Annotated in this window: 12 protein-coding genes; 6 read left to right on the top strand and 6 right to left on the bottom strand. The window is 39.5% G+C overall.

All coding sequences use genetic code 11. The features are described 5' to 3' along the window. Positions 1–64: 64 nt before the first annotated feature. The 3 genes from JYB62_RS18885 to JYB62_RS18875 form a co-directional block, all read right to left on the bottom strand. Complete coding sequence (locus JYB62_RS18885; protein ID WP_205646965.1) at positions 65–3565, bottom strand: gliding motility-associated C-terminal domain-containing protein; 3501 nt, start codon at positions 3563–3565, stop codon at positions 65–67. Between the two features lie 107 nt (positions 3566–3672). After that, entirely contained in the window at positions 3673–4425 is a 753-nt protein-coding gene (gene yaaA, locus JYB62_RS18880) for a peroxide stress protein YaaA (protein WP_205646964.1), read from the bottom strand. Between the two features lies 1 nt (position 4426). Beyond that, a complete protein-coding gene (locus JYB62_RS18875) occupies positions 4427–9934 on the bottom strand; it encodes a T9SS type B sorting domain-containing protein (protein ID WP_205646963.1) in 5508 nt (1835 codons plus the stop codon). A gap of 82 nt (positions 9935–10016) precedes the next feature. On the opposite strand from JYB62_RS18875, the gene JYB62_RS18870 reads away from it, so the two are divergent. Then, positions 10017–11063 (top strand): PorP/SprF family type IX secretion system membrane protein, encoded by a 1047-nt coding sequence (locus JYB62_RS18870; RefSeq protein WP_394369702.1) that lies wholly within the window; start codon positions 10017–10019, stop codon positions 11061–11063. A gap of 75 nt (positions 11064–11138) precedes the next feature. Here the strand turns inward: JYB62_RS18870 and JYB62_RS18865 are convergent, their stop codons facing one another. Further along, the gene (locus JYB62_RS18865; RefSeq protein ID WP_205646962.1) at positions 11139–12551 is read right to left on the bottom strand and encodes a Gfo/Idh/MocA family oxidoreductase; all 1413 of its coding nucleotides are present in this window, start codon (positions 12549–12551) and stop codon (positions 11139–11141) included. Positions 12552–13027: 476 nt separating this feature from the next. Here JYB62_RS18865 and JYB62_RS18860 point away from each other — a divergent pair, with 476 nt between their 5' ends. The 5 genes from JYB62_RS18860 to JYB62_RS18840 all read left to right on the top strand — a co-directional run bounded on the left by JYB62_RS18860 (position 13028) and on the right by JYB62_RS18840 (position 20797). Then, positions 13028–16126: a SusC/RagA family TonB-linked outer membrane protein gene (locus tag JYB62_RS18860; protein ID WP_205646961.1), complete on the top strand. Its 3099-nt coding sequence runs from the start codon at positions 13028–13030 to the stop codon at positions 16124–16126. An 18-nt stretch (positions 16127–16144) separates the two neighbouring features. Next, positions 16145–17647 carry a RagB/SusD family nutrient uptake outer membrane protein gene (locus tag JYB62_RS18855; RefSeq protein WP_205646960.1) on the top strand — a complete coding sequence of 501 codons (1503 nt, stop codon included), beginning with the start codon at positions 16145–16147 and terminating at the stop codon, positions 17645–17647. Positions 17648–17896: 249 nt separating this feature from the next. Further along, the gene (locus tag JYB62_RS18850) at positions 17897–18769 is read left to right on the top strand and encodes a phytanoyl-CoA dioxygenase family protein (protein ID WP_205647067.1); all 873 of its coding nucleotides are present in this window, start codon (positions 17897–17899) and stop codon (positions 18767–18769) included. A gap of 69 nt (positions 18770–18838) precedes the next feature. Beyond that, complete coding sequence (locus tag JYB62_RS18845; protein WP_205646959.1) at positions 18839–19861, top strand: ThuA domain-containing protein; 1023 nt, start codon at positions 18839–18841, stop codon at positions 19859–19861. Positions 19862–19945: 84 nt separating this feature from the next. Continuing rightward, on the top strand, positions 19946–20797 hold the full coding sequence (locus tag JYB62_RS18840) for a sugar phosphate isomerase/epimerase family protein (protein ID WP_205646958.1): 852 nt from the start codon (positions 19946–19948) through the stop codon (positions 20795–20797). 155 nt (positions 20798–20952) lie between these two features. Here JYB62_RS18840 and JYB62_RS18835 read toward each other — a convergent pair whose 3' ends face one another. Together JYB62_RS18835 and JYB62_RS18830 are read right to left on the bottom strand one after the other, a co-directional pair. Continuing rightward, on the bottom strand, positions 20953–21615 hold the full coding sequence (locus tag JYB62_RS18835; RefSeq protein WP_207758655.1) for a DUF2461 domain-containing protein: 663 nt from the start codon (positions 21613–21615) through the stop codon (positions 20953–20955). 72 nt (positions 21616–21687) lie between these two features. Then, on the bottom strand, positions 21688–22998 hold the full coding sequence (locus JYB62_RS18830) for an alpha/beta hydrolase family protein (RefSeq protein WP_205646957.1): 1311 nt from the start codon (positions 22996–22998) through the stop codon (positions 21688–21690). Positions 22999–23141: the final 143 nt, after the last annotated feature.

Raw genomic sequence — 23141 nt, 5'->3', positions numbered from 1 at the left:
ACTTTCTAATCACATGCCAAAAAATATCAAATTCTATTCCACTTAAATACTTGGTATTTTACTCTTAGTTGATTACTAATATTGACCCAATTTGATACTCATTTAATCCTCTTTCGAGGTTTACATAATTGAGTCGGATGGAGTAGGTTCCATTCGGAATTTTTTTGCCATTGTAGGTTCCATCCCAAAAGCAAGTTGATTCTTCCTTGATCAGGTCCGTTTGTTTACAATTAAAAATCATCTGGCCCCATTGATTAAAAATAAAGACCTCTAATTCATCAATGAGGTAATTGGTATATACCAAAAATCCTTTGTCTGGATTATCAAGCTCAATGGCATTTGGGTAGGTTACCCGGAGTTCACATTCCTCGATGGTTTCAAAAGTAGTAGTATAGACACAACCTTCTTCACTATAAACTACAAGTTCAAAACTCCCTACCAACAAAGGTTTATAAGTTGGGCTGGTGGAAACTAAATTTCCTTCGTGGTACCATTCGTATGAAGCAAAATTTCCAGGGTTGATCACGGGTGCAATTTCATATCTAGGACAGATTTGATATCGCTCATCTACCTCAGGTCTTACCTGATCCATGCTTCTAGTAAGTAATACTAAATCTGATCCTAACAGGCAGGGGACATTATTGTAAAGCCTTGCCTCATAGGTGCCTTCTTCAGAAGCTAATATTTCAGTCCTATTCCTTAGACTAGTCAATTCGGTCTGGTTTCCATTTAAGTCCGTAAACCACCATTCTATTGAATTGACTAAATCCAAATCTGCTTCAATTGAAATTGCTGCTTCCGTGGCATCTGGACAGAGGGGAGCCGCCAACAAAGACACTTCAAGAGTCAAAACAGATTCCTTTACCTCAAATGGGATAGGCTCGAGATCACAAGGCTCACTATTTCTAGGCTGGACCTCTAAGTAGTAGTTTCCAAATTCTGAATTGCCAATGCTAAAAAATTCTTCAGTACTTAAAAGGTTATTGTCCTTATCAAACCAAAATATCAGTACATCCTCTACTGACGCGCCAGATAACTTCGCTTGATATGTTTTTTCACCATTACAGTCCTCGCTAAATAGTATTGGCTCAAATGGAATTGGTTGATTGACTTTTACAAAGAAATCCTTAATCACAGGGCAATCAGGGGAGCTTATTTCAGGATGGAAGCCATAAAGGCTATAATTTCCTTCTTGAGTTATTTCAAATGAATTGTTCGCATCTTTTTCAATGGTGCTTCCGTCTGGAAGAGTCAAAATGAATTGTAATGGTTGATCAGTTTCTGGAATAAGTTCATAAGATTCACAAATAGATAATGAATTGGGGACTGAAAATTCTACCTTTTCTGTATTAAATGTCAAGTCAATTGAATTTCTGCCCAGCTCACAATCTTTTTCTATTGAGGGGATAATACTGTACACAGAAGCTTCATAGGTCCCATCTTGAAAAACTGTGATTTCGGTTTGGTCCTTAAATTGATCGAGCTCCTCTATTACCCCAGCTGAAGTATATCTTCTCCATAATATGTCTGTTACCTCATTAGGAAATGTTGTTTCAATTGAAATTGTAGCTCCAGGACCAAGCTCACAAAGTTTGGTGGTTTCCATGATCACATCCACCTCTAAAATGGGTTCCTCAATCAAAAAAGTCTTAGGGGGAATTGGACAAGCTGCACTGTTGGAAGGTTGAACATCCAATTTGAATTCTCCAAAAGAAGTTGGGAACATAGTTTGACCTGTCCCTACAAGAATATCATTTTCATTGTACCAGGAGAAAATTACTGAAGAAGGATCTACACCTGAAATATCAGCGAAGTAGGTTCTATTCCCAAAACAATCTTGTTTGATTAAAACAGGCGTAAAGTCTACCGGGTCTACTAGGGTAACCTCAAATTCCAAGGTTGATGGACAGATTTCTGATTGATTAGGAAGCAAACCTGTAATTTTGTAAGGTCCTGCTTGGGTGATGATAAAAGACTCTCCATTGCTTTTATATTCTGAGGTACCGTCAGGTAGTTGAAGTTGATAATCCAAAAGCTGATTTGATTCTGGAATGAGTTCGAAAGACTGGCAAACTGTTAATATTTCCGGAACAGTGAAATCGGTTTTTACTAGTCCTGGTACATCTATTAAATCTGCTCTAGGAATTCTACATTCGTCTTCTCCATAAAATTCAAAATAGTACTGACCTCCAGGAATACTGATTTTCAGATTGGTTTGATCCTTGACCTCATTTTCTCTGATCAAAGTTCCTTTTTCATTAATCAATAGGTAAGAGCCACTGACTGGACCATTAGGAAAAAGGATGTCAATTGAGCCATTTATTTTTCCTTCAACTGTACATGCCTCTCCTGTGACATTCTGAATTTCATACTTATAACTCTCAGGTTCGAAAGCAAGAGAGACAACCGAACCTAAATAATTCAAGCAGCCTCCTAGGATACCGGTGAGGGTATATGCTCCAGATTTAAGATTAGTAAATTCATAAATTTCTCCAGTGTTTAATGGAGGGGATGTTTCCCCACTTTCCTCCAAAAAGACTTTATCCAAAGGAGTGAGGGCTCGTATGGTAATACTTCCATCAGGAATCAAACAGTCGGATGAGCTTTGACTATTTATTACCTCATAGTCTGGTGAGGGGTAATAGGTTAATGGATAGGATTTTTCAATTAAGCAGTTGTTTCCACTGATAGGGTTTGGTTTGAAAATGATTTCGTATTCTCCGGGCATGTCAAGATCAAGGATCGGAGTGATCACAATGGTTTTAGCCTGATCTAGAAATACCTCACCAGTATTAGGGAGTTTTCTAAAATACCAAGATCCATTCAAATCCTCAGAGGTAGTTAGTGTAACAGTATTGTCGGGGCAAATGAATGGGGTGGAACTTTCTATTTCATATCCGGTATACAAACTGATTTCTGTGAATAGACTTGTTTCACAGGCTTGGTTTCCATCTTCATCCTCGAAGAAAAATGTTACTGTGTACTGGTCTGGATCCACTACTGTGATGGAATTGGCGTCCCCAATAATGTTTCCTTCTCCGTCTTCCCAAATAAATTTATATTCTGAGAAACCAGAACTATTTTCATCAATGGCTGAGATGCTGATCCCATTTGTATCACAAATCTCATAAGTAGGAAGCAAACTAATCGTGGGACCTTTGATCAGCTCTACTTCTTGGGATTGGTTAAAATCCGGAAACCCTGGTCGCTTTACAATTAATTCTACCCGATGGACTCCGATTTGGTCAAAAGTATAACTGATGGTTTGAAAACTTTCCCCTCCAGATCTTTCAAAAACCAATTGACCCGATGGATTAAATATTTTCCAGAAATACAAATCGGTAAAGGGATTTCCAGCTCCAAAAAAGTCTCCTATTACGCTTCCGTATACGTTACAAAGTTTATCTGGGCCTATTAATTCGGGATCTTGATTTTTAGGTTTCTCCAAATTAGTTGAGTTGAGGTTTTCCCCAAAAAAATCTGATACGGCAATAGAAACCGAACCACTGACCAGAGTCAGTAGTAAGGTGAATAATAGTTGTCTTTTTACGTATGCTAACTTCAAAATTTTGAGGAAAACCGATGGAAATCAGACCTCTAAGCTACCATATTTATTAGGTCAAAAAAAATCCAGCTTTTAAATTGAATGCTGGATTTTTTAAGCAAAAGTCTTTATCTGACGAATATCCAATCACTTGAAGTGCTTAGATTTTCTGAATATTCATATCGGTCTTGATTGAATTTTTTGAGTTCCTCAGGATCCATTATTCTGTTTTTGATCGCATAATTAGTCATCATTCCTCTAGCTTGTTTTGCAAAAAAACCAACTACTTGATAGCTATCATTTTTGAATTCTTTAAAGTGAATAGTTATCACTGGGGACTTTAGCGTTTTTTGGTCTACAGCTTTGAAATATTCTTGTGATGCAAGGTTGATAATTGGGGCTCCTTGGGCCACTTTATTAATTGCTTTTGCAATTTTTTTATCCCAAAATTCATATAGGTTTTTACCCTTATTATTCTCCAATTTGGTTCCCATTTCCAATCTGTAGGGTTGAATTAAATCCAGAGGTTTTAATAAACCATACAACCCAGAAAGAATTCTTAAATGATTCTGTGCAAAATTAAAGTCCTCCTCATTATATTCCTCTACTTCAATCTTGGTATATACATCTCCTTTAAATGCCAATAATGCTTGCTTGGAGTTTTCAAAACTGAATTCTTTTTGGAAGGTTTTGAACCGTTCCTCGTTTAGATTAGCTAAGGAATCAGAGATGTGCATCAAACCGGAAATTTCTTCAGCAGATTTTTTCTTCATGATTCTTACCAATGCCTGTGTGTCGGATTGGAATTCCGGTAAGGTATGGGATTTGAAATCGGGTAAACTGTAGTCTAAGGTTTTGGCGGGGGATATTAAAATTAACATGTTATTGAATGACTGTAATTGCTTTGGTGATTTTTTGGGTAATATTTTGGTCTTCACTAGTCAACTTCACAACGACCGCATATGTTCCATTTGGAACATATTTTCCATTCAATTGCCCATCCCAAGGACAAAATGGCTGGCCAGATTCTAAGTTTTCATGCTCACAATAGAAAATTAATTCTCCCCATCTATTATAAATGTAAACCTCCACAAAGTCAATGTACTCATTTGCGAAAAGAATAAAATTCCTGTTAGGGTCATCTAATACTACTCCATTAGGGAAAGATATTTTAAGTGAGCAGTCTTCGATAACTTCCATCGTGGCAATGTATTCACAGCCCACGTTATCGGAAACTGTTAAGGTATAAGTACCCGGTAAAGTAGGTGTAAATTCTGAATCTTGAGAAACTTCCTCCCCTTCTAATATCCATGAGTAATTGTCATAGTCTCCAGGGGCAATACTTTCTGTGACTCCTTCGGCAGCACAAATCGTGATGGACTCAGGTAATACTGGGGGGATAATCGTGGATTTTACGACCACTCCTGAAGCTCTTCCCAAATCGCACCCAGAAGCATTTCTCAATAATGCTTCATAGGTTCCTTCCTGTGAAACTTCAATAATAGGAAGATTATCAAAAGCTGGTAATCTGGTTCTAATGGTTCCCTGCACAGAGTACCATTCAATTTCAGTCACTGTACTTAAGTCAGCTATCACTGTGATGGTCGTACTGCTTTGATCAATGCAAAAAGGTACCACATCCAATTCCACTTCAAGATTTTGATCCACCAATTCCACTTCAAAAGGCTTTTTGTCTACCGGGCAAAGTCCACCGGAAATAGGTTGTACTTCCAAGGTATAATTTCCTTCTCTATTAGGGGCAAAGTTTTGAGATCTTCCTACAATGATTCCACCCTCATCTTTCCAAAGGAATATCACATCGGTAGGGTCAGCGTTATTCAGGATAGCTTCATATATAGTCCCTACTTGACAATCTATAATTGGCTCACTTACTTCAAAATCGATAGGCTGAGTAATATTGGCTACCATTTCAATTTCTCTTGGACAATTAATGCCATTTGGATCCTCTCCTAAGATAGTATAGGTGTCTTTTGAGTCTATGGTAAAACTTCCATCTGAATTAGGGGGGATAATTGTCCCAGTACTGGATGTCAAGGTATAGCTAAACGAATCTGAAGCATCTGGGGTAAAGGTGAAGCTTTCACAAGCTGTGAAATCAGTAGGGACTGAGAATACCACTTGCAATTTTTGCTCAATCGGATAAAGCATATCATCCGGAACGGAACAGTTGGTAGCATCAAAAACCTCAACGGCATATTCGCCATAAGGGACATTCACTAAAACTTGATTGGTATTGGTGAAATTCCCCGTAAATTCCTGTCCATCACCTTGCCTGGTAATTACATAACTTCCGTTTTGTGGGGAGCTTGTGAAATCAATAGTCAGAACCCCATTTTCCACTCCATTACTGCTACATAGTTCATCAGTTGGTGTGACGGTATATTCAAAATCCACTGGAGGATTGCTGTTTACAACTGTAACGGTTGCGGTATACATACACCCAAAGCTATTTTGTGCTTCAATCGTATAAACACCTGGTAACAGGTCAATGACAGGAATCGAATTGCCTTCAGATACATTGTTATATACTTCACCAGTTTCTAAAATAGTAACTGATTCAGCATCACTTTGCATGTTGATTTCAAATGACCCATCTGCTGTGTTACAATCAGTGGCTGGGTTTGTCTGGTTGGCTATAAATAGTGGTAATTCATTAACTATTAAATCCACTTTCTTTTCTACGGTACAGCCTTCCAAAATCGGGTCTTGGGTTACAAAAATTATTTCATATTGACCTGGACCAGGAAGATTAGGGATGAATAATTCCAACTCAAAGAAACTTCCTAAAGAAGTTCTGCTAGGATCTCCATCCAACGTATAGAACCATTCTCCGGTGATCGGGGTGTCTGGCGCAAAGGTGACTGTCGTCTCCTCATAACATACCTCCTCCGAAGTTTGAGTTAATTCAAATTCAAAGGCAGGACCAACAAATACTTCCACAGTAGATGGACATGTTTCATAAAGTAAGGCTTCATCATCTGAAAGTCCATCAGGTAATCTATAGCTTACAGTTACAGTGTAAATGCTTTCCTCGTCAACAGTAATTTCATTGGAATCTTCATCGCCAAATACCTGGCCTGCTGCATTGGTCCATTGGAAATCATACAATCCTTCTGCTGGATCATAACCGTCAATAGCAGTTAAAGTGACAGGAGCTCCGGAGCATAAGGTGACATCATCTTCCAAAGTCAAAACTGGTGGCGCATCAACCTGAACTTCTAAGCTGGCTTCATAATAGGTAGGGTCTCCACATCGGTCTACTCTTAAATCAACAGTATATAATCCTGGCTCCGTAAAATTATGTTCGTAGCTCTGGAATTCATCTCCGGGACCTCCAAAATTATCTAATACTACTACTCCGTTCTCATCGGTAATCGTATAAAAATAACTGTCAATATCAGGTTCTCCAGCTCCTTCAAACATCGCCCCACCACCTTCATCAGGGTCCAAACATATTCTTGGAGGACCAGAAAGGGATGGTTCAGGGATAGAACTTCCTGAATTTTGTACAAATGAAGGTAGACCTAAATTTGAGGTGCCGGGCATAGGTTCAACACCATCCATCGTGAATGTACTGGAAGAATTACAACCTGACCCAACATTGATTTGGCCAATTCGGTTATCGCCAACAACGGCTACATAAACTTGTCCATTTGGACCGATTTGAAGTGCGCCGAGATCAAGTCCCGAGGTTTGGCTAATGCCATTTTTGGTATCTATAATACAGGCTTCAATTTCAGCTCTGGTACTGGCATTTTCAAAACAAGTAGGGCAAACCGCAGCATCTGGATCGTCATTTTCCACAGGTTTAATGTTGAATTCCTCGATTCCAGGTCCTCCGTTTCTGTAAGAGACCAACACCCGGTCGCCATCTTCAGAAAACTCCAATCCATATACATCTCCTTCACATCCAAGATCAATTCTGGCATATTCGGTCATTTCTCCCGTATCCTGGTCAAAGTCAAATATTTCCAGTTTGTTACACCCTCCCTCGGAAATAGTGACTGCTACTTTATCTCCGTCCGAGTTGAATTTCATTGCACCTACTCCAGAATTAAATCCATGATTACTTCCCACTGAGCTTAGTACCGGTGGTCCAATACCCAATGACGATACTGGATAGGCCCTAAAAGTATTGTTTCCCAATTCATGGAACATCATCCAAGTGGTATCTCCCGCATTTAAGGCAGCCGTATGTTCTGTAGATGGGCTAAATAGGAAGTTATCTTTGGATACTACATTTCCAATTCCTGATTCATTTTCGGCCTTGATATCCACCAAAGAATAGCTCACTTGATTGGAACCATTCGCGGATTGTTGGGTGGTAAATAAATAGAACAAGGTTTGTTCCTCAGGAACAGGGACTGCCAAAACGGATTGACTAGCAGAATTGTCTCCTCCGATAAAATCCCCGTTTTCCATTAAGTCGCCATTGAGATCCCATACAGATGCACCATCGGTATAAAACAGAACCTGGCCTGTTTGATCGGATATTGTTGTAGTCCCTGCAGGAATATCCTGAGGGTGTCGACTTTCAATGGGCCTAGGAGTGGGGGCGTCTGGATCATCAGGATCTGGGTTAAAATCTAACCCTGCTCCATCTCCAAAATACCAGATGTTGTTACTTTGGTCATCTAAATCCCAGATTTTTACTCGGATTTCAGCATAAGCATAACAAGAAGAACCTTCTTCTTTTACCAAAGCCCAATATAATCCTGGTTGACATACTTCATTTTCCTGTCTGGTTCCCCAGCCTTCATCCCGGTAATTGGACCAGAAATATTGATAATTGGAACCACCTCCTGTATCAGGAGCTTCTCCATCTTGACCTGCAGCCTGGGCTTGCAATAGCGGTCCAATGTCAATACAGGTATTACAGATCGTGGTGTCAGATGGATTGAAGTTAGCCTCTAGGTTGTTTTCGGTCAAAGGAATAGAATGCGTGGAGGATTGGGTTTCTCCGTCCTCATACTCTACTGTCAAGGTAACCGTAATGTCAGTGCCTTGAGCAGCGTCAGCAGGGATTAAAAAATGTTCCTGATTGTAATCAGCCTCTATTGGATTACCGTCCGAATCAGTCAATGGAGGAGAAAATTCCCAGGTATAAGTCGCAGGATTGTAGTTTTCTGGAGTAATCGTGCTGGTTAGCTGAACAGGATTATTGGAACAGGGCATTTCAGGGTCCCATGTGAAATCTACTGAAGGTGAAATGTCTGCGTTGGGGGCAAAAACTGGGAATATTCTTCCGCAAAAATCCGCACCCATAAATGGATCTTCATCCAGTGTCAATAAGGTAAGATCTGGTTCATTTGGATTTTCAACCTTACCGATTAATTGTGGACCTCCTACGGTTTCCTCATAGATGTAATAAAGGCTTCCATCAGGCCCTACTTTAACATCATAAATCGCATTTAAAGGATTTGCTAGCAGAATGGTTTCTGGAGTTGCAGAAAGGTCATTTGATGGAACTCTTACCAACTGATCTCCCAAAGAATAATAAATAAAGCTTCCATCTGGAGAAAAATCTGCCCCTCCATAATTTCCAGAGCCTGGAATCGATGAAATTGGAGTGGGATTGCCAAATGTTCCACTTCCAGTATCGAAATCAAGAACTTGAATTGGATCAGAGCTCGTCTCAGGAAGTAAAATCAATTGACCAGACTCATCATTGAAAATGATCCGTTCTGGTGTGAATGGTAGATTTTGATTATCAGTAGTACTGAAATTTCCTTCCCCATTATCTAATCTTTGGGAAATCAAGTTTCCTCCGTCAAAACTGATTAAATAGGAGGGAGAAGAGGAACTTTTTACGACAAGGATTGCTCCTGAAGCATTCCCCATACTGTTGTCTTTGGAAACAACTTCACCCAGAGGTCTCTCATTCCCGATAGCTTGACCAGGTGCATTCATGTCGACCAAGGAATATTGGAGTTCCCCGGATAGGGAAATGTAAAAAATGTAAAATAATTTATTTCCCTCCGGATCGTATTCCAAAAAACCTGTAGCTACTTGCTGAGTACCATCTACGTTGCCGTTTAATCCAGGAGCTGAACCCTCAATAGGAGATTGACTGAAATCGTAAACCAATTCACCATTTGTTTGAAAAAGTGGTTGTCCCGTAATTGGATCAATGGCGATCGCACTGTTGTTTTTGCCAAGTAGCACGGTATTTGGTAATGTTTGTACCGTAGGAGAATTGCCTTTACCAAATGATAAGTAATTGCTTTCTCCCGTGTCGCAACTTCCAAAAATCCACTCGTTTTCATTAAATCCCTGAGATAGGACTTTTGATTCTATCGCAAATAGGGCAAATAGAAGCGAAAAGGTAAAAATATACTTGATCCTTATGGAATTAGGGTTGCTTTTCATAATTTTCGAACCGCTTTTAAAACAACCAAACTAGTAAAACGTTTTAAAAGCCAACTGAATAATCAAATAAACGAACAAATCCTTGTTACGGTCTCTGTCTCTTATTGTTTTTTTTTCAATCTGTTGTCTAGGACTACAGATTAATGCCTTTGGTCAGGACCCCCAATATAGCCAATATTATGCAGCGCCCCTTTACCTAAACCCTGCAATGACCGGGGGAGAGTTAACGGGACGAATAGGATTCAACTATCGCAACCAGTGGCCAAGCATTGATGCTCAGTTTACTACCTTCTCAGCATACTATGATACCTACCTGCCAAATTATAATTCAGGAATTGGTGTAATGGTGATGCAAGATACCGAGGGAGCTTCAAAATTAAGATCCACTACGATTTCTGCGCTTTATTCTTACGAATTAAAAATTAGTGATAACGCTTATTTTCGTCCTGGATTTCAGGCATCATATATTCGACGAGAAATAGGTTTTTACGAAAATCTAGTCTTTGCCAACCAAATAAATCCCAATGATCCTTTTGGACCAATATTGCCTGGGACTGACTTGCCAGGCTTGGGAGATCCTGTAAGTATGTTATCTCTATCCTTAGGGGGAATGTTCTTTACAGAGGATTTTTGGATAGGTGTTTCGGCGCACCATGTGAATCAACCTAACCAATCTTTTCTGGACGGAGTTAGTAAGTTGCCGGCCAAAATCTCTTTACATGGTGGTTACCGCTTTAATCTTGGGGAAGGAGGGATGAGACAAGATTTTACTCATATGCGCCGTCAACGCTATTTAACTCCAACCATTAATTATAAACGCCAAGGACCATTTGAACAGCTGGATGTAGGAGCCTATTTCTATGTAGAGCCTATTGTTTTCGGACTTTGGTACCGAGGATTACCCTACAAGCCGGTAGAGAATCAAAGCAATCGGGATGCGATCGTGATGATGGTAGGTGTAAATCTACTCAGTGGATTGAATATTGGATATAGTTTCGACTATACAGTTTCTCAGTTGGGAATTCAATCTGGAGGTGCACATGAATTGAGTTTGTCATGGACATTGCCTAATAAATATGAGGGTAAACCTAATCGAAGGGATACCATATTACCTTGTCCGAAATTCTAAGCAGGCTTTAGATTAGTTATAAAAAAAAGCTGAAAGTAGACCTTTCAGCTTTTTCATTTTTAATCGAATGGAATTTTATAGGGTATAAAACTCTTCCCATCCTTTTCTTGGGGCTTCCCCAGTCAATAATTGATTGGCAAGTGGATTATTGGTGATTCGATGTGTTTCTCTGTCAAAAATTAACTTGGTATTCAGCTGCTGGGCCAAAACACCTAAACAGAAAACTTGGCTTAATGGGCCTGCAACAGAAAAAGGAGATCTGGTTTCTTCTTCACCTTTTGAAGCTTTCAAGAAATTTGCAAAGTGGTTGGATGGGCTTTCTGGAACTTCCGGAAGTTTACTTGCCATTTCTTTGGCTTTGTCTTCTCCAATAATAGATAAAGTACTTCCATGCGAACCTCCTTTAAAGGTCAAATCTTTTCCATAAATGATTTTACCTGGATTAAGTTTAGCAGGTTGGATCTGACCATTACTCGCTGCAGGAATATCCGCATTCAGTTCTGAAACACCGTAATTTTCAGGTACGGGCGGAATATTGTCTACTCCATCATACCATGTCAACGTACAGGCAGGCATTCCATTTCTTTCAGGAAACTTAAATTCCAAGGTAGACGACATAGGGAAGAAGAAATTATTGTGTCCTTTCAACATCACTGGATCTACTTCATAAGGAAGACCTAACTCCAAAAATTCGTGAGCAGTATCCATGGTATGTGCTCCCCAGTCGCCTAGAGCTCCCATTCCAAAGTCATACCAACAACGCCATTGTCCATTGATGAAGTCCTTATTATAATCGTGTTGACTTCTCGCCATTAGCCAATTGTCCCAGTCCAAGGTGGAAGGGATAGGTTCAGCTTTTGGAAAGCTTTGCATATTCACATCCCATCCATGCCATCTTCTAGGGCTATTCATATGGGCAGTAACTGCGGTGACGTCTTTAATGATACCTGCTTCTTTCCATGCTTTAAACTGAAAATAGTTTCCTTCGGAATGACCTTGATTCCCCATTTGGGTCACTACATTATGTCTATTTGCACAATCCATCATCAACGTAATTTCATTGAATGTTCTTGCCATTGGTTTTTCTACATAGACATGCTTCCCTTCTGACATAGCCAACATAGTGATAGGGAAATGAGAAAAATCCGGTGTACCCACCGTGATGGCTTCAAAGCCATGGCCAAATTGATCAAATAGCTCCCTAAAATCCTGAAAACGTTTTGCATTTGGAAACTTGTTCATAATTTCCAAAGTATGGGGTGCCCCCATATCCACATCGCAAAGAGCTACGATGTTACAAAGGCCTGTGTCATGAAGGGCTTTGATGATTTGAGCTCCTCTATTTCCAATTCCACAACAAGCTAGGTCTACTTTATCACTAGGGGCAATATGACCTAATGATTTTCCAAATACTGAGGATGGAAGAAAACTAATTCCTGCCATTCCAAGAGCACTGGTTTTTATAAAATCTCTTCTTTTATTTTTCATATCAGGATATTTATGGATTATCGGATCAATTAGACTGAAAAAATAAGAAAATCTTTCCTAAGTATTTTTTAGAAAGAGGCTTCTAAAGCGAAAACTAACGGAATGGATTTCGTGATCATGCGGGAAGTAAGAGTTAAAATCAGGTGAGCATATTTTCAATTTATTTCAAAAAACATTCGACTTTTTATCTCAAATAAATCCTATTAAGGAAAGAGTTTTTTGGGTGAGATATTGAAGTGTCTAGTTGTTTGAATTTTTATTTAAAAGGTTTTTTTAGTTATATGAATGTTGTTTTAAAAGTGATTAAACGTTTTAGTTATTTTATGAAATACCTATAAAATCAATCTTTTTATAAATTAGTTATCCTGATCTATCCTGTTGTATTTCAATGATTTATATCAGGACTCCGCAGGATACTAAGTCTTTGTTCTTCAGATACTTTGGGTTAGTTACTAAAATAATAAACCCCTTAATGTATGCTGAAAATTTTTACAACCCCCTGGAAATCTATCGTTCTGGGAGTGTTTTTCTCATTCTTTTTCCTAAGTCACCTTGCCCTAAGCCAAACTTCTTTGATCAAAGGAGTTGTGACTTCCGGGGAGCAGGAAGAACCAGTTCCTGGAGCACTGGTGGTAGTTAAAGGAACCCAGAGAGGAACAGTTTCTGAAAATGATGGAAGCTTCTCCATAGAAGCAAGTGTAAATGAAACTTTAGTTATTAGTTTCATTGGATTTACTACAAAGGAAGTAGTGATAACTGACCCTTCTCAAGAAATAATGGTAAATCTGGAGATGGATGAATCTGAGTTGGACGAAGTGGTCGTGATTGGATATGGTACTCAGAAGAAATCAGATTTAACAGGCTCTGTTGGATCTGTAGGTGAAGATGATTTAAAAGAAAGGCCCGCAGCTTCTTTATCCAATGCACTTTCAGGAAAAATTCAAGGAGTAAATGTGTCAATTAACTCTGGTCGTCCTGGAGGTAGAGCAAATATCCGTATACGTGGAAATACCTCAGTGAGTATAGCCAATGATCCACTGTATGTGATCGATGGGGTAATTATGCATGCAGCAGGATTGGCAAATGGGAGTACACCCATAGACTATATCAACCCCAATGATATTTCCTCAGTAGAAGTTTTAAAGGATGCATCCGCAACCGCTATTTATGGAGCAAGGGGAGCCAATGGTGTGATTCTGGTTACTACGAAACGTGGTAGTCAATCTGGAGGAATTATTTCTTATGAAGGAAACTATAGTATAGGTGTTCTTCCGAAGAAAATCCCATTACTTAATTCAGCAGAATTTTTAGCCACTGAAGATTTAGCTTATCAAAATGCTCAAAAATACGACCCGAATGGATGGGCTAATGGAATTTACAAGGACCCGGCCTTAAAACGTACTGATCCTAACTTATTTGATGCAAATGGCAATCCACTATATGATACAGATTGGCAGGAAGAATCTTTTAAACCTGCATTTACTCAAAACCATCAGTTAAACTTTACTTCTGGAAATGTCGATGACAATTTTGGAGTTTACTTGGGTTATCGAGATGAAGATGGCTTGATGGCAAACTCGTGGATGAAAAGGTATTCTTCCCGTTTTGTTTTTGATAGTAAGCTTAAAAACTGGATCAAGGTTGGAGGTGTCCTGAGCTACAATGATCAAAAAGAAAGTCAAGTAGACCCATTAGGTAATGGTGGAATTGTAGCTATGAGGCAAGTATTGGAAGCACTTCCGATAATTCCTGTGAGGTATCCAGATGGAAGTTGGGCTGGAAATGCTGATTATCCAGGAATGGAAGGAGGAAATAATCCCTTACAAGTCTCCAAAGAAAGAGTGTATTTAGTCAATACACAGACTATCATCGGTAATGTTTATGCTAATATTTATCTGGCTGAAGGTCTAGAGCTTAGGTCTAATATTTCTGCGAATATTGTAAATCAACGGGTTGATTACTATGGAGGCAGAGAGCTGAATTACATTGCTAAAAATCAGGGAGGAGATGCCTCTATATTTAATGACCGATTAAACTCTTGGCAGTTTGAAAACTATTTGACCTACCTAAAGGAATTTAATGATCTTCATAGATTAAATGCGATGGTTGGACTTTCTTGGCAGCATGTAGATCGTTTTAACGCGATGGCCAGATCACAGAATTTCCAGGATGACTATTTTATGTTTAATAATCTAGGAGCTGGAGCCAATGCAGTTCAACCTCAATCTGGAAGTGTAGCCTATGGTTTAAATTCCTATTTCAGTAGAATTAATTATACTCTTAACGATAAATACCTGTTTACCTTCACTGGAAGGGTGGATGGTTCTTCCAAATTTGGTTCCTCAAATCAATTTGCATTTTTCCCTTCTGCAGCATTTGCGTGGAGGGCATCGGACGAGGAATTCTTGAGAAATAGCGCTACAATTTCTGATTTGAAATTAAGAGCCAGCTACGGTCAAACTGGTAACTCAGAAATCACTGCTTATCAGTCTTTGGCAGGTATGGGGAATTACTCTGTGGTTTTCAATAACCAAAGAGAAATCGGAATAGGTATTAGCAGGCTGGCCAATCCAGATTTAAGATGGGAGAAAACGAGCCAGGTAGATTTTGGAGCGGAAATAGGATTTGCTCAAAACAGAGTCATGTTTGAAGTCGACTTATATAGAAAGATTACCGATGATATGCTGTTGAGTGCTCCGGTTCCTTCCAGTAGCGGATATACTGTAGTCAGTAAGAATGTAGGAAGTATGGAAAATAAAGGAATAGAAATTGGTTTGAATACAGTCAATATTGAGCGGGCTAATTTCTCATGGAATACCAACTTTAACTTCTCCTACAACAAAAACACGGTCAAAGAATTAACCGGGGGAGCTGATATTTTCTTAGGATCAACCATTGTGAGGGAAGGGGAGTCAGTAGGTTCGTTCTTCGGGTTTGTACACCAAGGTACTTGGAATACAGATGAAGAATCTCTTGCAGCAACATATAATAAAAGACCTGGAGACATCAAATATCAAGATGTCAATGAAGATGGAGTCATTAATGATGCAGATCGAGTAATTATTGGAAAAGGGATACCTGATGGATTTGGGACCTTTGCCAACACCTTCCGGTTCAAGAATTTTGAATTGTTAGTAGATATTCAGTTTAGCTATGGCAATGATGTTTTGTTTAGAAGCAAGCATTCGGCCGAAGATCGTACAGGGATTGCCAACAGCTTTAAAACTGTCTTGAATGCCTGGACCCCAGAAAATCAGGACACCAATATAGCACAGATTAGACCTTTGACTGCAGGGTATAATACCAACAATGATTCTGACAGGGTTCAGGATGGATCTTTTGTAAGAGGAAGAAACCTGATGTTGTCCTATAATTTTGCCCCCGAATTATTGGAGAGAATTAAAGTGAGAAATCTAAGGACCTTCTTCTCAGTTCAAAACTTTTTCCTTTCTACAAAATATGGAGGTTACGATCCTGAGGTATCTACTTCCGGAGCCGCATTTGATCAAGGAGTTGATTTATATGCCTACCCAAAACCAAGAGTTTTTATGCTTGGTCTAAGCGTCAGTTTGTAATCTAAAACCCTGAAAATTATGAAAAGTATAAAAACATATATAAGTAAAGTCCTTGTTCTTGCAGCTGTCTTTTTCGCAACATCCTGTGCGGACTTTCTAGATGAAACCGACAAATCAAATTTTACCCTTGACAACTACTTTACAAAACCGGAGCATGCTGTCAGTGTGGTGAATTCCATTTATCAAAGTATGCAGCCAATTATGAGTAGTGGGTTTAATGGTGGACCTTGGATGATGTTGGAATTTGCTACGGGTTTGGCAGATACGGAATTGGGACAAGCTCAGTACAGCTTGTTCGTTAAAGACCTGGTGAATAATTCAGACAATGGCTATGGTCAAACCTTTTGGACCAATTATTATAGAGGGATAGCCAATGCCAATTTGGCAATTGCCAATATTCCTGAGATGAATATGGATGAAACTCAAAAGCAACAACTTCTAGGAGAAGCCAGGTTTTTGAGAGCATATTATTACTTCAACCTCGTTAGGATTTTTGGAAATATTCCCTTGATAATCAATCCTGTAGACTTGACTTCCGAAGAATTATATCCAAATCCTGCAGATCCTTCTGCGGTTTATGATCAGATTGTCATGGATTTGACTGAAGCAGAAGACTCTGGATTGCCTATGAGAGATGCAACAGGGCGAGTGTCAATGGGGGCTATCAAATCCTTACTGTCTTCTGTCTACCTGACCATGGCAGGATATCCATTACAGAAAGGAAATGAATATTATAGCTTAGCAGCTGCGAAAGCGAAGGAAGTGATTGACTCCAAAGAATTTTCACTGTTTGATTCTTATGATGCACTTCATGATCCTAGTATGAAAAACCTAGGGGAGAATATTTTTATGGCGCAATTTGCTGCTTACATCCAGCCATCTAGCTGGCAAGTTTCGATTATTCCTTATAACCGTGGAATTTCAAATTATAGTGCAGAGACAGGAGGGATTTTTGCCCAGGAGGAATTTGTGAAATCCTACGAATCTGGTGATAAGCGAGCCGATGAAAAGGAGTTTTATTATACCAGCTACTCACTTAGGGATGATAGAAGTCAGATTTTGGAATTGGGAGATTATTATATCTATAAACATTTTGATGAATTGGCTCAAACTAGTACCACTAGCAGTGATATGAACTGGCCGATTATCCGGTATGCAGAAGTTTTGTTGATTTATGCAGAAGCATCCAATGAGGCGAATGGCCCCACAAATGAGGCCTATCAAGCGGTAAATTTGATAAGAGAAAGAGCCGAATTGGATCCACTGACGGGAATGTCACAAACGGAGTTAAGGGAAGCGATATGGAAAGAAAAATTCTTTGAGCTTTCATTTGAGAACAAAACCTGGTTTGATATGGTGAGGATCAGGAAAGGGTTCAATGTGACTACCCGTCAGTTTGAAGAGTATGTGGGACACCAATTTATATATGGTCCTACTTTAAAAGAAAGAGAATTGCTATTTCCTATCCCTACTGCGGAGATAAGAAACAATTCAAACCTTGTTCAGAACGCAGGTTACTAATATTGGTTTGGGTGCCAATAAGGGGGCGGTTAATTACTTTTTTTAATAGTTCTTGATCAAAAATGTATGTTTCCTCCTAAGAAGGTTTTGTCTTAACTGACAAAGCCTTCTTGAATTTTCAGGGCAAATCAGTTGAATAAACCTATTTGAAGTGCAATGTATTTCAATAATTATGCGAAAAATCAGAAAGTAATGACAGATCAAAATCAGGATTTTGTTAACTTCCATGTCAACTTAACGCACCCAAAAATGAGAGATCTATCGGATTATTCTCATCCAATTACGGACCTTTTCGAACAGCCCAAAACAGAAGCTGAATGGGAGAAATATCGACTAAGCCAAGATCAGGTTGACTTCTTCCATGAAAATGGGTATTTGGCAGGAATCAAATTATTGGATGAAGATCAGATTCGTGTTTTAAAAGAAGCATTGGAAAAGGTATCCAATCCAAAGCATCCCATGCACCACTTATTCCATGAGTTTCACAGCAACGAGTCTTCTGACCCCAATCAGGTATTGTTTCATTCATTAGGGCATTGGAGGATACACCCGGCTTTTCATGATGTAATTTGGAATCCAGCTTTCTTGATGGCTTCCAGTCAGTTGCTTGGTAATAAATCAGTGAGATTTTGGCATGATCAGCTTTTCTGTAAACCCGCTAAGCATGGAGGAAATGTGGCCTGGCATCAGGATTACTCTTATTGGACCCGGACTGTTGCTATGCAACACCTGACCTGCTGGTGTGGATTGGATGATGCTACTGAGGCAAATGGATGCCTGAATTATATTCCCGGAAGTCATCGTTGGGGATTGCTGGACAAACCTGCTTTAGCAGGAGAAATGGATGGATTAAAGGCCATGCTCAATGAGGAGCAGTTGAAAGAATTTAAACCGGTAGCTGCTCCCTTGAAAGCTGGATATGCTACTTTTCACCATCCCTTGATGGTACATGGAAGTTTTGCGAATTATTCCGAGAATGCCAGAAGAGCATTTGTATTGAATGTATTTGCTGATGGTACAGTTTCTGATACCAATGAACCATTATTGCAGGGTGTACCTATTATTCCGAAAGGGGAAAAAATGGAAGGTAAATTTTTCCCTAAAATTTTTGAAATAAAATAACCGTAAAACATAATCTGTTTGGTGGGAGGGAAATATTTTTATTTCTTCCCATTTCAACCCAAAAAATCTATGAAAAACCTCTTTAATGGTAAATGGGCAACTGTTTTTGCTCTGGTACTTTCTTTTTCAATTTCTGTGGCTTGCGCCCAAAATGGTAAAACTTTTCTTCAATTTGAAGGGAAAACTGGACCTGGGAAAGGTAAACACGTGGTGCTGATTTCAGGCGATGATGAATATCGATCTGAAGAATCCATGCCCATGATGGCCAAAATTCTTTCCGAGACCTATGGTTTCAATACCACTGTGCTGTTCCCAATTGATCCAGAGACAGGAGATATTGTACCTAGCTATCAAAAAAATATTCCGGGAATGGACCATCTTCAGGATGCTGATCTGGTGATTATGTTAATTCGATTTAGAGATCTTCCAATGGATCAAATGAAACAGTTGGAGGATTATTTTAAATCGGGTAAGCCTTTTATTGCTCTGAGAACTTCCACACACCCTTTTGCGATAAAGGATCAAAACTCTCCTTATTTCAAATGGAATTGGAATAGCAAAATCCCTGGATGGGAAGGAGGATTTGGACAGCAGATCGTTGGTGAAACTTGGGTAGCACATCATGGAATCCATAAATCCGAAGGTACAAGAGCCTTGGCCGATGGAGTAGACCGGGATGCTGATCATCCGATTCTTCGTGGAGTAGATGATATTTGGGCACCTACCGATGTATATTCCATAAAAAACCTTCCCGCTTCTGCCAATGTACTGCTTTATGGGCAGTCAACTGCAGGAATGACTCCAGATGCTCCTTTGATGTGGGATAAATCCATCATGCCTATTGCTTGGACCAAAGAGTACAAAATGGAAGGTGGGAAAACTGGTAAAGTATTGGGAAGTACTTTGGGATCCTCTTTGGATTTCCAAGTGGAGGATATGCGAAGACTTATTGTCAACGCATCCTTCTGGCTTTTAGATATGCCTGAAGTGATCACTCCTGAATTAAATGTAGCGATTGTCGGGTCCTATAAACCTACCATGTTTGGTTTTGATAGCTTCCGAAAAGGAATGAAAGTAGAGGATTTTAAATAAGATTTGGTCAACAGTCCACTGAACGCAGTCCACCTATGTGCGGCTGTCGACCGTAGACTGCGGTCTATTGACAAGATTAAAGCGATGAACAAAATAGGATTTAATGTACTGGCATGGTCTGCGGAGATGTCAGAGAACTTATTGCCCGTATTAGATCGATTAAAAAAAATCGGGTACGATGGGGCAGAATTTTTTATTGGAGGATCTCCGGAAGAATCCTTCAAAATGATCGGTAAACATTGTGCAGATATCGGTTTGGAAGTAACTGCTGTGACCGTAATGGGGCCAGAACAAAATCCGATTTCTCCAGATGCCAAAATCCGTGCTGCTGCCAGCGAACAGTTAAAGTGGGTGATAGATCGGGCAGTCGATTTGAATGCACAGGTATTATGTGGTCCATACCATTCTGCATTTACAGTTTTTGCTTCGAGGGAACCCATAGAGGATGAATACAACTGGTCTGCTGAAGTGCTACATGGAGTTGGGGATTATGCCAAAGATGCTGGAGTATTATTGACGCCGGAAGCCTTGAATCGATTTGAATGTTATCTGTGTAATACGATGGGTCAACTTTCTCATTTGTTGAAGAAAGTCGATCATCCGAATGTGCAGGCCATGTTTGATACACACCATGCGAATATTGAGGAAAAGAAATTGGGAGATGCGATCAAGTTTATTGCTCCTCAATTGTGCCACTTCCATATTTCTGAAAATGACAGAGGAACCCCAGGGTCGGGTCATGTCAATTTCGATGAAACTTTTCAAGCATTGGCTGAGGTGAAATATAAGGGATGGTTGACTATCGAAGGATTTACCCGAAATGATCCTGCTTTTGCGAATTCTATCGGGGTGTGGAGGAATTTCTCCGAACCTTGGGATATGGCAGAGAATGGATACAAGATGATTCGGGAAATGGGAGAGAAATACGGATTGTAAATTCCTAGCCCATGGTTTAAACCATGGGCTATTTTATGTTTGTGGAGATACAAATAGGGACGGGAAATTGTTTTAAGGTCATTTCGACTGAAAGGAGAAATCTCAGCAGCTATGTAGAAAATCTAAGGCATGGTCTGTAACTTCAAGATCATTTATTACAATATCGACTCTCCATTTTGGTCAGTTGTAAGCACTTCGCTCATGTAATCAAAAAATGGTCGCATAGCCAAAAATGTCAGAAGCACCTCTTTCTGGAAATCCCCATCTAAAACCTCCTGATCAGTAAATCTTCTTCTTACCACAAATTGCTTTTTCTTAATCAAATCAATTGCGGGATGTGTTTTGTCAAAGCCTTTTGGAGCATTTTTAACCCCATCCTCCCCTTCAAGCTTTCCAAAGTATTTCAAGAAATTTTTGTCTGAAGTGATCTGCTGGATTTCCTCTGGATTCATTTCGAATTCTTTTCGAATACGGAATAAATCGTCCTTATTTGGAGCCCAGAAACCTCCTCCTACAAAACTGCTATCTAGGCCTACCTGGAGATAATAGCCACCTCTCAACAAAGGTTTGACTCGAGAGAATCCTGCTCCGAAATTGGTTTTGAAAGGTCTTTTATCTTTTGAAAAGCGGATATCTCTGTAGATTCTAGAGATATGGATTTTATTTAAACTGTCATGTTTTTGGAGTTCTGAATAGATCTGGTTGAAAAACTTTGTATTCTCTTCCTTAATCAAATCATATTCAGGTTTATGCTCTTTAAACCATTCACGATTGTTGTTTTCCTGGAGCAGTTTGATAAATTCAAAACCTCTTTTCATGATAAGATACTAGCGATGCGATGAACTGATGGATAATTTATTTGACTGTCTTATTTCCTGTATCAGCAAAAGTTAATTTCTTGGACTTTGGTGCTCCAATTCTAATCCTACGGTAGTTCTAGGCTTAAAGCCAGGCCATTCCTTCTCTTTAGAATCAGGATCTAACTGAAAATAAGCTTTATAGTCCTCCTTATTTTTCAAATAATATCCCAAAAATGCCGAGACAAAATGCTGGTTGATATTATTCATTCTTCTTGAATCCCAAACTGAATCAGCATATCTCAAGTATTCGTCAATATTCAAACCTGGATTTAAAGATTCTTTAGGGGCCGGATTAGGGGCAGTATTATGCCGGGCTTCCTTAAAAGTCAGTAAATATCTCTCAGAGTTTACCGCACCTTCATAAATCGCTTTTGTACCATCTTCATATCCGGAGATATCATCTTTGCTTCCAGCAATAAAGAATGATGGAATTTTGATACCTGCCAACCCTTCTGCATTCCAAACTCCTCTTTGCATTCCCCAGGGAGCAAAAGCTACGATGACTTTTATTCTTGGATCAATGGATGCCTCAAATTCGGGATTGCCTACTGTCCTCTTCAATAGAGCATTGCTTCCCCCTGTCATTCCTCCAAAGAGTTGAGCTGCCTGAGGGCTGTACCCGCCTCCTGCTACATTCACTGCGCCATAGCCTCCCATGGAGTAGCCAATCAAAGCAGTATTGTTTGCGTCCACTAAACCATTTAGAAATGAACTTTGATCTTGTCCTAATCTGGCCATTTCATTCAAAACAAACAAGTCGTCCAAGGACCGGTTTAGTAGCGTGCTTTGAAAGCCTCCTGCATCTCTAAAAGTTGCTTCGGTATGATCTATAGCTACCACTACATACCCTTTGGATGCTAGATTTTCGGTCAGATAAGTCATTAAATAACGAGACCCAGTATAACCATGCGATACGATCACCAGTGGAAATGGAGAGTCAGAATAGGTAGGTTTTGCATCTCTTGTAGCTCTTCCCAAAAAAGTAAAAGGAATGATTGGCCTCGAGGGAGACCCGTTCTGTCCCATGACTTCTTCATAAGAGATAATTTCATTGGATCCCTCCTTAGATTCCGATGGATACCAAATTTCGACTTTCAAAGGTCGATTGTATAATGAATCTCCGCCTTTCCCATAGTTGAGGATGTCCAGTTGATTTTCATGGATCAAATCCAGTGTCTGTACGCCTACAGCATAGTTTCCTCTTGCAGCCAATACTGGGGCATCAGGAAGTAAGTCTCCGTAGATAAATTGGTTAGAATCTTTTTGGGCAAAGTTGGGTGTTACATTCCCTAGCAAAACGATAAAAATAAGCAGGGACAAAAATTTGGGTTTATTAAACATAGATACTTTGAAAGGTTACCTCCCAAGATATCTTCAAATCTTCAGATTAAAAAACACAGGGTGATAAGTGTCAGAATGAAGAAATTAGATTTTTTAAAGGGTATTGTAGTCTCAATTTTGGACGGCTGTATGGCAATAATTAG

The organism is Algoriphagus lutimaris (assembly GCF_017051705.1).
Classification (GTDB): Bacteria; Bacteroidota; Bacteroidia; order Cytophagales; family Cyclobacteriaceae; genus Algoriphagus; species Algoriphagus lutimaris.
The sequence above is the reverse complement of the archived record's forward strand: the minus strand, read 5'-3'. Positions and strand labels throughout refer to the sequence as shown.

Coding starts and splice junctions, on each gene's coding strand:
- yaaA (WP_205646964.1), bottom strand. CDS start 4,425: ATGTTAATTTTAATATCCCCCGCCAAAACCTTAGACTACAGTTTACCC.
- JYB62_RS18875 (WP_205646963.1), bottom strand. CDS start 9,934: ATGAAAAGCAACCCTAATTCCATAAGGATCAAGTATATTTTTACCTTT.
- JYB62_RS18865 (WP_205646962.1), bottom strand. CDS start 12,551: ATGAAAAATAAAAGAAGAGATTTTATAAAAACCAGTGCTCTTGGAATG.
- JYB62_RS18860 (WP_205646961.1), top strand. CDS start 13,028: ATGCTGAAAATTTTTACAACCCCCTGGAAATCTATCGTTCTGGGAGTG.
- JYB62_RS18855 (WP_205646960.1), top strand. CDS start 16,145: ATGAAAAGTATAAAAACATATATAAGTAAAGTCCTTGTTCTTGCAGCT.
- JYB62_RS18850 (WP_205647067.1), top strand. CDS start 17,897: ATGAGAGATCTATCGGATTATTCTCATCCAATTACGGACCTTTTCGAA.
- JYB62_RS18845 (WP_205646959.1), top strand. CDS start 18,839: ATGAAAAACCTCTTTAATGGTAAATGGGCAACTGTTTTTGCTCTGGTA.
- JYB62_RS18840 (WP_205646958.1), top strand. CDS start 19,946: ATGAACAAAATAGGATTTAATGTACTGGCATGGTCTGCGGAGATGTCA.
- JYB62_RS18835 (WP_207758655.1), bottom strand. CDS start 21,615: ATGAAAAGAGGTTTTGAATTTATCAAACTGCTCCAGGAAAACAACAAT.
- JYB62_RS18830 (WP_205646957.1), bottom strand. CDS start 22,998: ATGTTTAATAAACCCAAATTTTTGTCCCTGCTTATTTTTATCGTTTTG.